Origin of the sequence: Halomonas sp. G11, from assembly GCF_001663515.1 — a bacterium.
Classification (GTDB): Bacteria; Pseudomonadota; Gammaproteobacteria; order Pseudomonadales; family Halomonadaceae; genus Vreelandella.
This window is the reverse complement of record NZ_LYXG01000001.1, coordinates 165460-179056: the sequence shown is the minus strand read 5'-3', so window position 1 is coordinate 179056 and position 13597 is coordinate 165460. Positions and strand designations below refer to the sequence as shown.

Annotated in this window: 15 protein-coding genes; 6 read left to right on the top strand and 9 right to left on the bottom strand. The window is 56.7% G+C overall.

Annotated features, from left to right (window positions below):
- Positions 1–29 precede the first annotated feature (29 nt).
- Positions 30–242, top strand: a complete 213-nt coding sequence (locus tag ADS46_RS00750) for a DUF1127 domain-containing protein (protein ID WP_066314926.1) — start codon at positions 30–32, stop codon at positions 240–242.
- Positions 229–1110: a PhzF family phenazine biosynthesis protein gene (locus ADS46_RS00745; RefSeq protein ID WP_066314923.1), complete on the top strand. Its 882-nt coding sequence runs from the start codon at positions 229–231 to the stop codon at positions 1108–1110. The genes ADS46_RS00750 and ADS46_RS00745 overlap by 14 nt, the downstream gene beginning before the upstream one ends.
- 44 nt (positions 1111–1154) lie before the next feature.
- Here the strand turns inward: ADS46_RS00745 and ADS46_RS00740 are convergent, their stop codons facing one another.
- The 3 genes from ADS46_RS00740 to ADS46_RS00730 all read right to left on the bottom strand — a co-directional run bounded on the left by ADS46_RS00740 (position 1155) and on the right by ADS46_RS00730 (position 3240).
- Positions 1155–2207 carry a class I fructose-bisphosphate aldolase gene (locus ADS46_RS00740; RefSeq protein ID WP_066314921.1) on the bottom strand — a complete coding sequence of 351 codons (1053 nt, stop codon included), beginning with the start codon at positions 2205–2207 and terminating at the stop codon, positions 1155–1157.
- Between the two features lie 132 nt (positions 2208–2339).
- A complete protein-coding gene (locus ADS46_RS00735; RefSeq protein WP_066314916.1) occupies positions 2340–2741 on the bottom strand; it encodes an Hsp20/alpha crystallin family protein in 402 nt (133 codons plus the stop codon).
- A gap of 37 nt (positions 2742–2778) precedes the next feature.
- Positions 2779–3240 carry an Hsp20/alpha crystallin family protein gene (locus ADS46_RS00730; RefSeq protein ID WP_066314913.1) on the bottom strand — a complete coding sequence of 154 codons (462 nt, stop codon included), beginning with the start codon at positions 3238–3240 and terminating at the stop codon, positions 2779–2781.
- A gap of 290 nt (positions 3241–3530) precedes the next feature.
- Between ADS46_RS00730 and hpxO the strand changes: the two genes are divergently transcribed.
- Positions 3531–4751 (top strand): FAD-dependent urate hydroxylase HpxO, encoded by a 1221-nt coding sequence (gene hpxO, locus ADS46_RS00725; protein WP_066314911.1) that lies wholly within the window; start codon positions 3531–3533, stop codon positions 4749–4751.
- Positions 4752–4922: 171 nt separating this feature from the next.
- Here the strand turns inward: hpxO and ADS46_RS00720 are convergent, their stop codons facing one another.
- The 6 genes from ADS46_RS00720 to ADS46_RS00695 all read right to left on the bottom strand — a co-directional run bounded on the left by ADS46_RS00720 (position 4923) and on the right by ADS46_RS00695 (position 10647).
- Positions 4923–5378, bottom strand: coding sequence for a nucleotide triphosphate diphosphatase NUDT15 (locus ADS46_RS00720; protein WP_066314909.1), 456 nt, complete (start codon positions 5376–5378; stop codon positions 4923–4925).
- Between the two features lie 127 nt (positions 5379–5505).
- The gene (locus tag ADS46_RS00715; protein WP_066314907.1) at positions 5506–6438 is read right to left on the bottom strand and encodes a nucleotidyl transferase AbiEii/AbiGii toxin family protein; all 933 of its coding nucleotides are present in this window, start codon (positions 6436–6438) and stop codon (positions 5506–5508) included.
- Positions 6425–6964: a type IV toxin-antitoxin system AbiEi family antitoxin gene (gene abiEi / locus ADS46_RS00710; protein WP_066314904.1), complete on the bottom strand. Its 540-nt coding sequence runs from the start codon at positions 6962–6964 to the stop codon at positions 6425–6427. Before abiEi ends, ADS46_RS00715 begins: the two co-directional genes overlap by 14 nt.
- 69 nt (positions 6965–7033) lie before the next feature.
- The gene (locus ADS46_RS00705) at positions 7034–7654 is read right to left on the bottom strand and encodes a TetR/AcrR family transcriptional regulator (protein ID WP_066314901.1); all 621 of its coding nucleotides are present in this window, start codon (positions 7652–7654) and stop codon (positions 7034–7036) included.
- Positions 7655–7756: 102 nt separating this feature from the next.
- Positions 7757–9253 carry a CoA-acylating methylmalonate-semialdehyde dehydrogenase gene (locus tag ADS46_RS00700; RefSeq protein WP_066314899.1) on the bottom strand — a complete coding sequence of 499 codons (1497 nt, stop codon included), beginning with the start codon at positions 9251–9253 and terminating at the stop codon, positions 7757–7759.
- 20 nt (positions 9254–9273) lie between these two features.
- Positions 9274–10647 (bottom strand): aspartate aminotransferase family protein, encoded by a 1374-nt coding sequence (locus ADS46_RS00695; RefSeq protein ID WP_082925918.1) that lies wholly within the window; start codon positions 10645–10647, stop codon positions 9274–9276.
- A gap of 322 nt (positions 10648–10969) precedes the next feature.
- On the opposite strand from ADS46_RS00695, the gene ADS46_RS00690 reads away from it, so the two are divergent.
- Genes ADS46_RS00690 through ADS46_RS00680 form a run of 3 tightly spaced genes read left to right on the top strand, consistent with a single transcriptional unit; the run spans position 10970 to position 13585 of the window.
- Positions 10970–11230 carry a hypothetical protein gene (locus ADS46_RS00690; RefSeq protein WP_066314898.1) on the top strand — a complete coding sequence of 87 codons (261 nt, stop codon included), beginning with the start codon at positions 10970–10972 and terminating at the stop codon, positions 11228–11230.
- Positions 11227–12747, top strand: coding sequence for a sodium:solute symporter family protein (locus ADS46_RS00685; protein ID WP_066314896.1), 1521 nt, complete (start codon positions 11227–11229; stop codon positions 12745–12747). Before ADS46_RS00690 ends, ADS46_RS00685 begins: the two co-directional genes overlap by 4 nt.
- Before the next feature lie 13 nt (positions 12748–12760).
- Positions 12761–13585 (top strand): FadR/GntR family transcriptional regulator, encoded by an 825-nt coding sequence (locus tag ADS46_RS00680; RefSeq protein WP_066314893.1) that lies wholly within the window; start codon positions 12761–12763, stop codon positions 13583–13585.
- Positions 13586–13597 lie beyond the last annotated feature (12 nt).

Below are 13597 nucleotides of genomic sequence, written 5' to 3'. Positions count from 1 at the left end.
GGTCTGGCACACACCACGGAGGATTCGCCATGCCGCGCTTCAGCCTTACCCGACTCCGCTACCAGCTAGGTTATCAACTTCGCTACTATCAACAATGCCGCCGCAGTCGTCGCCATCTGTTAACGCTCGATGACCGGCTGCTGGAGGATGTCGGCATTAGCCGCGAGCAGGCCCAAAGAGAGGGCCGCAAACCGTTTTGGAAACATGCGTCTGTTAACAGGGGGCCTTATGAAAACCGTTGAGTATTACCTGCTGGATGTATTTACCGACCAGCCGTTTACCGGCAATCCACTGGCCGTCTTTTTAGAGGCTGGAGAGCTTGAGACCAGCACCATGCAAGCACTCGCCAATGAATTGAACTTGGCTGAAACGGTGTTTTTGAGCGCTGCCACTAGGCCGAACCATTTCCCCATGCGGATATTCACCCCCACTCAAGAACTAGCCTTTGCAGGCCATCCTACGGTAGGCACTGCTCATCTGTTGGCCGCTTTAAATCTTGTGGATCGCGAACAAACCCTGGTGCTCCAGCCACCTATTGGCGAACTGGCGGTACGCTATGACCAAGGAAGGGCGACGTTTACCACTGCCCATCCTGCAAGCATCGCGGACAGCACGCTTGATCACGCTACCGCCGCAGAGCTACTAGGGCTTGAGGCGCAACAGGTGATTGGTCACCCAGTGATAGCCTCCTGCGGGCTGCCTTATCACCTGATTGAACTAGCGGATCTTGCCGCCTTAGAGTGCGTACAAATCGCTACGACCACCTGGATGAGAGTCGTGGCTCCCAGCAGTGCCGAGCAGGTTTATCTGTATGTGATGGAGCAGACAAACGAAGCAGAAACGGTGATTAAAAGCCGCATGTTCTGTATGCACGCCAGCCTTTGCGAAGACCCCGCTACCGGCAGTGCCGCAGCCGCATTGACCGGCTATTTGGCATCCCTTCAGCCAGATGCCTTGCAGTGCAAGATTCATCAGGGGGTTGAGATGGGGCGGCCCAGCGTTATCCATACCGCCGCCAATGGCGGGATCAAAACAGGCTTTGTGGAAGTGGGCGGTAACGCATCAGTAGTGGGCAGGGGCGCTTTCGACATACACCAAACCATTGGCTAAGCGCCCCTTCTGTTGCCCCCATGTGAGTCGTGAGGACCAGGAGATCAGGCGACGGTCACGTCCTTGGAGAGATAGACATCCTGAATTGCATGCAGCAGCTCAACGCCTTCCGGCATCGGTTTTTGGAACGCTTTACGCCCCGAGATCAAGCCCATACCACCGGCACGCTTGTTGATCACCGCCGTGCGTACCGCTTCGCCGAGATCGGAGTGCCCTTTGGAGCCACCGCCGGAATTGATCAAACCGGCGCGCCCCATAAAGCAGTTGGCGACCTGATAGCGGGCCAGGTCGATGGGATGGTCAGTGGTCAATTCGCCGTAGACTTTCTCATGAGTATGTCCGAAACCGACCGCCTTGTAGCCGCCGTTGTTCTCGGGCAGCTTCTGTTTGACGATATCCGCCTTGAGCGTTGCGGCCATGTGGTTGGCCTGGCTGGTGAGGTCGGCGGCAACGTGATAATCGGCACCCTCCTGCTTGAAGGCCGGGTTACGCAGATAGGCCCACAACACGGTGACCATTCCCAGTTGGTGGGCACGCTCGAAAGCCTCGCTGATCTCCATTATTTGCCGACGGCTTTCATGGGAGCCAAAGTAAATCGTTGCCCCGACCGCCACACAGCCCATGTCGTGGGCCTGCTCAACGTCAGCAAACAGCGTCTGGTCATACATCGCCGGGTAGCTAAGCGTTTCGTTGTGGTTGAGCTTCAACATCATCGGGATCTTGTGGGCATAGCGCCGTGCCACGGAAGAGAGCACCCCAAGCGTCGATGCGACGCCATTGCAGCCCCCTTCAAGCGCCAGCTCAACGATATTGGCCGGGTCGAAGTAGCGCGGGTTCGGAGCAAAGGAGGCACCTGCCGAGTGCTCGATGCCTTGATCTACCGGCAGCAGGCTTAGGTAGCCGGTGCCCGCCAAGCGGCCATGATTAAACAGGCTCTGCATATTGCGCAGCACCGCCGGTCGACGGTCACTATCCGCCATGACACGGTCAATAAAATCGGGGCCGGGTAAGTGCAAGCTGTCGCGTGGAACGCCCTGGCAGGTGTGATTAAGCAAACTCTCGGCATCGCTGCCGAGCAACGCGGTTATATCCGTCATGACGCAATCCTCTCTATCGATAAGGGAAGTATCGAACACTCCTTATGTAGAGCATAGAGCTTAAATTGCGACGAGGGAAAGTACCGCCCCGCGCACTCTATAGTGCCGGGGCGGCTAAGCATCGGCTTCGTTTTACGCTGCCTGTACCTCGATACGGCGGGTGCGATGACTATCTTTCTTGGGCAGCGTTACCGTCAGCACGCCATTGACGATACGTGCCGTGATCGCGTCACCGTCTATTTCGTGACTGAGGTTGAAACGGCGTGCGAAACGCCGACCACGCACCTCAGCATGCAGCGCGCTCAGCCCTTCGGGCATGTTCAGGTTTATCTCGCCCTCCAAGCTCAGCACGTTATTGTCGAGCTCGACACGCAGTGAGTCGTTGGTAACGCCTGGCATGTCGGCAACCAGCTTGATGGCATTATCCTCCTCGATAATATCCACTGCTGGGAGCAGCGTTTCCTGCGGGTTCTTGTCTTCATCCCGCTGTTGAAGCGAGGTTTGGTTATTAGATGAACGAACAACGTTATTCATGATTTATCCCTCCTTATTCAAGGTTAACAACCATGATTTACGCCGCCTGAACATCGATACGACGCGGCTTGAGCTCCTCGCGCTTGGGCAGCACGATCTCGAACACCCCGTGGGCATGGCGCGCCTCTGCCCGCTCGGCATCCACGCCATCCGGCAGCGCAATGGCGCGCACAAAATCACCGCTGACGCGTTCGCGACGGAATACCGGACGCGAGCGCTCGCCATCGTTATTGCCAATGACAGATTCACGCTGGCCGCGAAGGGTTAGCACATTGTCCTGAACATCAATGGTGAGATCCGTAGCGTTCAGCCCCGCCGCGAACACATAAACGTGCACGGCTTCATCGCTACGGGCCACATTGATCATCGGGAAGCTGCCATTGGGCACTGCGCGTATATCCATCGCATTGCCATCGGGCAAAAAGTCGTCCAACAACTGGCGGAACCAGTCCAACTGACGAGGTGAGCCAACATCAAAACGCTTGAGATCATCGAACATATCGAACACCTCCTACGTTAAGCAGACCATGAGAAGAGAGGCCGCTAAATCCCATCGCAGCGTCTCTTAAATTGCAAAATAGGAGCATTCAGACAGTTTTCAAGGGGGGCCACAGGGATTTTTTTGCTTCTCATTCCGGTTATCCAGCACACCGTGGATGCCTGGCCCAAACGACCTTTACCTATACATTAAACCTCAATTTTGTATACAGTTAACCTTCGCGATGGGACTCTTGACCGGCTTGCCCAGTTAACACTCATTGTGCTCTTTCACTGCTCCAGGAGTTTGCTATGCCCCGCTCTCTTACCACACCTCTCAATATTCTCGTTATCGGCGCGGGCATTGGCGGGCTGAGCACCGCTCTGGCTTTCCAGCAGCAAGGGCACCGCGTCACGGTTGTCGAGCGCGTGGCGACCATTCGCCCTGTCGGCGCGGCGATTTCGCTATGGCCGAATGGCGTCAAGGTCATGCACCAGCTGGGCCTGGGTGAGACCATCGAGGGCTTGAGCGGCGAGATGACGCAGATGCGTTATCTCACCCACACAGGCCAGACGTTGACCGATTTCAGCCTGGCACCGCTGTTTGGCGATGTGGGCCAGCGCGCCTGTCCGGTTGCCCGCGCCGCCCTCCAACAGACACTGCTTAACGCCGTCGGGACCGAGCACATCCAGTTTGGCCGCCGATGCATTGACTACATAGTCACCCAGCACGGCGTGTCGGCACATTTTGATGACGGCGAAAGCCTGAATGCCGACTTGCTGGTCGTGGCAGAAGGTACGCATTCAAAGCTGCGCAGCAAGTTGGTAGGCCACCCCGTGGAGCGCCAATACGTCGGCTACGTGAACTGGAACGTCCGCGTGCCTGCTGATGAAGCCTTGGCACCGCTGAGTCACTGGGACCAGTACGTGGGTGACGCCAAGCGGGTTTCCTTTATGCCCATGGGTAGCGGTGGCAACGAGGAAGGCGTTCAGGAGTTCTATTGCTTCTTTGATGTGCCGCTCCCGGCAGGTACCACCAACGACCCCGACCACTACCGCGATGAATTGCGCGAACACTTCGCGGGCTGGGCCGAGCCCGTACAGGCGCTGATTGAACGCTTTGACCCGGCGCGCATGGCTCGCGTGGAAATCTACGATATTCCGCCGCTGGATTCGCTCACTGCTCCCCGCGTCGCTCTGCTGGGTGATGCCGCCCACGGCATGGCGCCCGACCTAGGCCAGGGCGGCTGCCAGGCGATGGAAGACGCCTGGGTGCTCTCCCAGGCGCTCGAACGTGCCCTCGAAGAAAACGAAGACGCGACGGCAGCCATTGCCAGCGCCCTGGCCCAGTACGACCGGGCTCGCGTCGACCGGGTGGGGGAAATCGTCCAGCGCGCCCGCAAGCGCGCTGCGATGATCCATGGGCACGACGCCACTCACACACGAGCCTGGTACGACGAGCTCAAGAGCGAGGATGGTCAAGCCATTATTGACGGCTTGAAGACCACGGTGACCGGCGGGCCGCTGGGTTAGTTCGAGCGGACTAGAAGTGTATATGCCAGGCTTACATCGTCAGCTCGCTTCTGCGACAGAGTACTCTATAGCAATGACAACCTGCGCAAGTTCCGCACGTTACTGTCGCGTAAGCGGCATAAGTTTGAGACGTCGGTGCCGATGTAAAGATTGCTCTCTATATAGCGAGATTTACGCTACTGAAGCAATGGGATACGTCAGCCAGCCGACGGGCGGCTCATGGCCCTGCCAGTGGGCAAGTACCGCTTGGCTGGCCGGGAATAACGGCATGGGAAGCGCACCGGAACTGAACCAACACCATTCAGTAAATACTTCCGGCTCAAGCACGAATGCTTCAGCTTCCTGCTTCACCTTGGCGAGCACTGCTCCTGTCACGACAGAGACGGCGCTATTCAAGTTCTGGGTTATCGCCAGCAACTTTGGGCGCCGCAGATCGGAAATCCCCGTTTCTTCGGCAATTTCGCGGACAGCCGCCGCTTCAAATGACTCTCCCGCATCAACATGTCCACCCGGCAAACACCAGCTTGGCGACTCGCCGGGCTTATCGCGGTAGCCAAGCAGTACTGCTCCGTCAGGCCGGACAAGAATAGCGCCAACGCCGATAACAGGCTGTTCGATATTGTCCATTATTAATCCCTTTTGCAGATCAGGTAGAGTACTTAGGTAGCTTAAGCTGTCAGCCCAATCCCGCGCAAAATCACCGTAGTGACCGATTGCACGGCTTTTCGAACGGCAGGTCGTTGAGCAGGGGACTTCAAAGCTTAAATTCAGGAGGCGGTGTATTTGGGTCAGGCCCGTCTAGCGTTGCGACAACCGAATCAAGCATTGTTGTCAGTTCTCGCGACAGAAAGTCGGCGAATCGCGGGTTATCCAGCGTTCGCGCCAGCGTGTCAGTGGGTAGAAATCGCGTCATTTCTGAGTAGAAGGCAGTGCCTGAAATGATGGCTGGCAACCGTTCAATCATGTAGCGAGCCTTGGTTGAGTAATCCTCAACGCTATAATCCGCCAGTTTGCGATGGAGTAAATCAAGGTTGAGTTTTGCACCCTGCTGCTTCAACCACTGCAGATCCCAGATGTCCCGATGGCGTACATACTTTTTCGTATTCACCAACGAGACGAGCTTGTCTGCCACGATTTCATCGTTACTTTCAGTTACCACCAAAAGATCGCTGTACCCATCAGGCAGAAAAGGATAGTTAATCTGGATGGCATGAGCCTCACGGGTATAAGCAGGAATATTTGCGATCTCCAGCTTGATTCGCTGCTTTGGAACATCTGGCGGCATGGGTGCGGTTACGACGGCAACCTGCCACTTATCGACTCTTACATCGGCGTATCGAGGATCGTCTCTGAGTTCTTTAGGTGCTTTCACCGTGACCTCAAGGCGATAGCGGCTGCTCATATAATCTTCAAGACACTCTTTGATCTGCGTAAAGTTTTCGCGCTTGAAGTCTTGGCCTCCTGCAAAATCCAGATCTTCACTAAACCTGGGTGACCCCCGACAAAGTCGCAAGCAAGTCCCGCCTTGAAATGTCAATGCGTCGAGCAAGCCTTCTCTATCAAGGGCATAGAGAATATCGAAGTGGAGCAGTTCCTTTTCAATCACCGGGCGCATGGCTTTACGGGCTGGATCCTCCATGGCTTCCGCCACCAGCTTTTCATAATCACCCGGCTCAATCCGGCTCATTTAGCACCTCGATATCCACTAGGTGGGTATTTCGCCCTACACGTTTCAGATCAGCCCAAGCGGCCTCGGGCGTCGCTATCTTGAGGGGCCGACCAATATCTTTCATGCGCCCCATCAGCTCGGTGACGGGACGCCGCGTATGGGTGAACTCAATGGTGCCATAAGGCGTGCGATAGGTGCCCTTTCGACCGGTGGTCATAACGGTCAGTCGATCAACCGGAATCTGTGAGATGGCGCCGTATTCAGACAAGGCAGACTCTAAAGAAACATAGCTGTATTCGCCGCGCCGCATGGCCCGGGCGATACCCTCTAGCCGATAAGCGTCTGGGGTTCGAGACATTGCATAGTGATAAATACCCCGCGCAACCCTTTCAAGTACACCATAACGACGGAGACGGTTCACGCCCTCTTGTAGCGTTTTCGGGCTATCTTCATGAAACAACTTGGCGAGATCTCGCAGCGTGAAGATATTGCGCCCCTGGCGATCCCACGCATCCAACCGTTGGCAAGCGACAACATGATGCATAAGTGCACACCTAGACTATATATACATAGCATAGATGTACACTTAAATGCCTTCAAGTCACTTTTTCGCTCACGCCGTCAGCCCGATGCCTCTTAAAATCACCGAGGTCACCGACTGCACGGCTTTTTCGAACTGCAGGTCGTCAAGCGGTTGGCCATCGTTGAGCAGGCAGATCTGGTAGTCAAAGTCGGCGTAGTGCTGAGTGGAGGCCCAGATCATGTAAAGCAGGTAGGACGGCTCGACGGGGTTGATCTGGCCTGTTTCAACCCACTCGCGGATTTTCGACTCTTTGAGCTTGGCCCATTCGTAAAGGTTGTCGCGCAGTCGTTCTTTAAGGATCGGGGCGCCCTGCATCACCTCGGCCGCCCATACTTTTGAGCCGTGGGCACGATTGCGGGAGTGGTTCATCTTGGCGCGAATGTAGGTGGAAAGCACCACGCGGGGGTCATCGTAGAGCTCAAAGCAGAGCGCGTCCTGCTTCCAGACCTCTAAAAGCTCCAGTAATACATCCTGGTAGAGCGCTTTTTTGGTCGTAAAGTAATAATGCACGTTGGACTTTGGAATATCGGCCATCTGGGCAATTTCGCCCATCGATGCCCCGGCATAGCCCTTTTCAGCAAACAGCTGTTCCGCCGCCTGGAGAATCTTTTTCACGTTGGTCTGCCGAATTTCGTCCTGGGTTCTTGCCACGCTGCACTCATCCTTTCATGTCTTACGCCTAGTAAGACGCACCAAAAAAAGCACCATCGCAGTGCGACGGTGCTGAGAAGATGTCTTAGTTACTGTGGCGCGTCAACTTTGATTGGCAGGAAAAGAGAACTCAGCCTGTGTGGCTTCACTCACGGAAGGCCAGCGTTGGGAAACCGCCTTGCGGCGGGTGTAGAAGCGTACCGAGTCGGGCCCGTAGGCGTGAAGGTCACCAAACAGCGAACGCTTCCAGCCGCCAAAGCTGTGGTAAGCCACCGGTACCGGAAGCGGCACATTGACACCGACCATGCCGACTTCAATGCCGTCGGTAAAGCGGCGTGCAGCTTCGCCATCGCGGGTGAACAGGCAGGTACCGTTGCCGTATTCGTGGTCGTTGATCAGTTGCATGGCGTCGTCCAGGCTGCCGACCCGCACCACGCAAAGCACCGGGCCGAAGATCTCTTCCTGATAGATACGCATCTCGGCGGTGACGTTATCGAACAGGCAACCACCGACAAAGTAGCCTTCTTCATGGCCCGGCACTGCAAGCTTACGGCCATCGGCGACCAGCGTTGCCCCGGCATTGACGCCGTCTTCGATGAAGCTCAGCACTTTATCGCGGTGCTCTGCCGTCACCAGTGGCCCCATATCCAGGCCTGTCTCCGTGCCCGGGCCCACTTTGAGATGGGCGATTTTGGGCAGCATGGTTTCCACCAGCCGATTGGCGGTTTCGTCACCTACACATACGGCGACCGAGATCGCCATGCAGCGCTCGCCGCAACTGCCGTAGGCGGCGCCCATGAGCGTATTGGCAGCGTTTTCCAGGTCGGCATCCGGTAACACCACGGCATGGTTCTTTGCGCCTCCCAGGGCCTGCACACGCTTGCCAGCGGCGGAGCCACGGGTATAGATCGCCTCGGCCACCGGGGTCGAGCCAACAAACGAAATCGCTTTAACGGCCTTGGCATCGAGCAGCGTTTCCACCGCTTCGCGACCACCGTGCACCACATTTATCACGCCTTTTGGCAACCCCGCCTCTAACAGCAACTCTGCCACGGCATGAGATGCCGAAGGGTCTTTCTCAGAGGGTTTGAGGATGAAGGTATTACCGCAGGCAATCGCCATGGGGTACATCCACAGCGGCACCATGGCGGGGAAGTTAAACGGGGTAATGCCCGCCACCACGCCTAGGGGCTGGAAGTTAGACCAGGCATCAATGCCCGGCCCTACGTTGTGGGAGTACTCGCCTTTCAACAGCTCCGGCACACCGCAGGCGTATTCGACGTTCTCGATACCGCGCTTGAGTTCGCCCATGGCGTCTTCGGGGGTTTTACCGTGCTCTTCGCTGACCAGCTGCACCAAGCGGTCGGCGTTATCTTCGAGCAGCTGCTTGAAGCGGTACATCACCTGGGCGCGCTTGTTGGGTGGCGTATCTCGCCAGGCGGGAAACGCCGCCTGGGCGGCGGCAATCGCTTGCTCGACGTCGGCAGCGCTCGCATCTGCCACTTGGCGAATCACCTTGCCTGTGGATGGATTGGTGACATCCAGCGTGCGCTGGCTTTCGATCAAATCACCATTGATCAGGTGGGGAATAACGCTCATGTTCTACTCTCCGTCATCATTTATGCAAGCGAATCCAGGGTGGTCGCCACCGCGTCGAACAGGCGCTCCAGCTCGGCCTCGGTGGTGCCAAACGGAGGGCCGAACTGCAGCGTGTCACCGCCGTAACGCACGTAGAATCCTGCCTCCCAAAGCGCCATGTGGGCATCTCTGGGGCGAATTGTCGGGTCGCCGTCGCGGGGGGCCAGTTGAAGCGCCCCGGCCAGGCCGTAGTTGCGGATATCCACAATGTGCTGACGACCTTTGAGGGCATGAAGCTTCTGCTCAAAGGTAGGCGCAATCGCATTGACCTGAGCAGGGAAGTTGTCACGCTCCATCATTTCGAGCGCAGCAAGCCCCGCGGCACAGGCCACCGGGTGGGCGCTGTAGGTATAGCCATGGGGAAACTCGACAGCGTGCTGCGGACCGCCCGCGTGCATGAAGGTATCGAAAATCTCGCTGGAGGCGATCACCGCCCCCATGGGAATGGCGCCATTGGTGATCTGCTTGGCGACGTTCATGATATCCGGCGTAACGCCAAAGGCCTCGGCACCGGTGGTCGCGCCGCTACGCCCGAAGGCAGTAATCACCTCGTCAAAAATCAGCAAAATATCGTGGGCGGTACAGATCTCGCGCAGCCGATCCAGATAGCCCTTTGGCGGCACGATCACCCCCGCCGAGCCGGACATCGGCTCGACAATCACCGCGGCAATCGTCGAGGCGTCGTGGAGCGCGATCTGATCGAGCAGCGCATCGGCGAGCTCGGCACCGGTATCGGCTTGGCCCTTGGTATACGCCTGGCCAGCCAGCAACGTATGCGGCAGGTGCGTCACGTCCATCAGCGGGCCGTAATGTTTACGATTAGGCCCAATACCGCCCAGGCTGGTGCCGCCAATGTTGACGCCATGATAACCCTTGGCGCGGCCGATCATGCGGGTCTTCTCGGGCTTGCCCTTCAGGCGCCAATAGGCCTTGGCCATCTTGACCGAGGTATCTGCCGCCTCTGACCCCGAGTTGGTGAAAAACACATGGTCAAGCCCGGCGGGCGTCAGGCTGGCCACCTTTTCCGCCAGTTTGAACGCCAACGGATGGCCAATCTGGAAGCCGGGCGCAAAGTCGAGGCTACCGAGCTGCGCCGCCACGGCTTTCTGGATTTCTTCGCGGTTATGGCCCGCGCCGCAGGTCCACAGGCCGGAAAGCGAATCAAACAGCTTGCGGCCCTGGTCGTCGATGTAATAGCGCCCTTCCGCCCCGGTAATCACCCGCGGATTGGCGCGGAAATCCCGATTCGAGCTGAACGGCATCCAGTAATGCTGGTTAAGCTCGGTAGTGGAGGAGCGCTCTTTTGTCGCGTCCTCCGAGGCTTGCGGGGGTGTTTTGCTTTTTAGTCCAAACATGTGTCCAGCTCCATCGCTGTGAGGCATTACCTCAGCATGGCCGACTGAACACGTTTATAAAATTATGCTTTTCTTTTGTTCACGTTAGAAAATCTATACGCAACCTCACTCCCTCAAGCGTCTTCGTCGCTTGACGGGATATTAAAAAACACCTAATCATTATATTTATACGAATAAATACAATAAAAATGTGGGACACGCCTAAACAGCTTCAGCGTCGAGAGTGTTGCTTTTAAAGCATCGTTATCGGCAAAAGCTGCATGCTGAAAAGAACGCTCACTCATTAAGCATAAATTCACTATAAACATAGGGCTAACGCGTGATGAAGTACTTAACCCCGCTCAAGCTGTCGATCTACGGCGGCATGCTATTCATTTTTGTAATGCTCGAAAGTCCCGTCATTTTGCTGGCGAATCGTATCGAGCCCATGATCATGGGCATTCCATTTCTGCTGGTCTGGAATCTGTTCTGGTGGTTTGCCTTAACGGCACTTTTCCTGGTGGCGTATCTGACCAACTGGGGCAGCCCGGCCCCTCAGATCAATCACTCGGCTAAACAGCCATCAGAGGGGGATACCGCATGACCGGCAGCTTATTGATTATCGCAGCATTTATGATCATCCCCTTGTTGGTGGGGGTGCTATCAGCCCGTCAATCGCAAACCACCAGCGAGGATTTTTTCGTTCAAGGGCGCGCCATGGGTAGCATCGCGGTGTTTTTCACCGTAGCGGCCACCTGGTGGAGCGCCTTTGCTTTTCTGGGCTCCAACGCCACGTTCTATACCAACGGACCGGTGTTTCTCACCGCACTGGCCTGGAACCTGCTGTTCGGCTTTATGTATTACTGGGTTGGCAAGCGGGTCTGGTTTCTAGGCAAGCGTTTCAATTACCTGACACCTTCGGATTTAATTGGCGATTTTTATAACAGTGAAGCGCTGCGCATTTCCGTTGCCGCGATTACGCTGATGTTCACCGTGCCCTACCTGCAGATTCAGCTAACCGGGGGTGCCTATTTGATTGAAGTGGCCTCCGGCGGGTTAATCCCGTTCTGGCTCGCGGCACTGCTGTTTTATTTCATCATTATCATTTATGTCTGGATCGGCGGGATTCGCGCGATTGCCTGGACCGACGTCATTTATGGGGCTCTGCTTTTCTTTGGCATGATGTACGCGGGTTACTACATTTCCTCACAGGTAGGCGGCCCTGCAGCGCTCTTTAGCCAACTTCAGCAGTCTTCACCCGAGTATCTGACTATGCCTGGCCCGAACGGCAATATGGGTTACCCCATGTGGTTCTCGCTCTTTGTAGTCACCGCGATTGGTGCCTTCATGGGTCCGCAAATCTGGCTGCGCATGTATTCGGTCAAGCACGGCAAGCTGTTCAACATGATGCCGTTTCTGCTGGGTCTGGCTGCGTTTGCCTATGTGGGTTCGGTGCTTTCGGGCTATTCCGGCGTCATCCTCGAGCCCGATGTCGAGAATGCCGACCAAATCTTGCCCATCATGCTGATGGAATACGCGCCTTACCTGCTGGCGTCGCTGATCATGGCGGCGGGTGCTTCGGCCGCCATGTCGACGGCGAACTCGCAGATCCATGCGGTTTCTACCGTAGTGACGATGGATATCTACAAGCGCTATATCAACCGTGGAGCGAGTCAGGCTCGTATCGTCACGATAGGCCGCTTCTCGCTGGTGGGCTTTTCTCTTGCCGCTTATATCATGGCGCTGACCGTCCCCGGGGTACTGGTGACGATCGGTATTGCCGCGCTGGCGGGCACCGCTCAGTTGCTCATTCCCACCATTGGTGCGATTGCTTGGCGAAAAGCCCACCCGACCGCAGCGCTTGTCGGCCTGTGGAGCGGTGTGGCCTGCGTGTTGCTGATGACCTTTGGCCCGCTTAGCGCACCCTTCGGCTTCCACGCGGGCGTTTGGGGGTTACTGCTCAACGCGGCCTTGTTTGTGGGTTTAAGCCATGCCTTACAGCGCCGTGATACCGCAGTGGTGGAGCGTTTTGATCAAGCGCGCTACGACTACGATGCTGAGTACCACCCCGAGCGTTTGCCTGCGCACGGTCATGAATCAACCCGCACCGCTACTCACTAACAGGAGCGAATTGATGGCCCAAGCCCCTCTGCCAACTGCTAAGCGTCGCCCCAAACTCGCCGAGCTGATCAGCGATGACATCAAACGCTGGATTGCCGCCGAGTCATTGGGGGAAGGCGACCGCCTGCCCAACGAAAAAGCCCTAATGGAGCTTTACGGCAGCGCCAAAGCCACGGTGCGTGAAGCGTTGAAGATTCTTGAGGTGGAGGGGCTCATCACCTTGAAAACCGGCCCCAAAGGGGGCGCGGTCATCAACCAGCCGGGCATGGAGCCGGCCAGCCGTATGTTGCGCAACTTTCTGCATTTCCAGCAGTTGGACGGCAGGCAGGTCTACCAGTTACGCAAACTGCTGGAGGTCGAGCTGGCGGCGTCGGTGGTAGGTCGGCTGACCGAAGACGATTACCGTCAGCTTGAAGCCAACATGACGGCCTGTACCTGCTGTGGAGGGGAAGAAGATCACCGCCGCCAGCGCTTTTTGGAACTCGAATTCCACCAGTTGCTGGCCCGCGCCTGCCCTAACCCTCTACTGGCGTTTATGTGCCAGTTCTTAAACGACATGCTGCGCGATCTGGTAGTGATCAAAAAAGCCTATGTCCCTGAGCGCAAACAGTTCGACCACGCCAACCAGGACTACCACCGGCAGCTAGTGGCGGCTTACCGCGCCGACGATACTCAGCGCGTGCGAGAGATCATGGCCGAACATATGGCGGATGCAGAAAGCCATATGAGCGCCCTGGAAGCAGAGATGGCCGCCCAGATGCTGATCCAAAGCGACGTTCTGGATAGCCATCATCGCTCCAAGCTGCACGACTTTTTAACGGACAACACCGCCGTTTAACTTTGCGAGGAC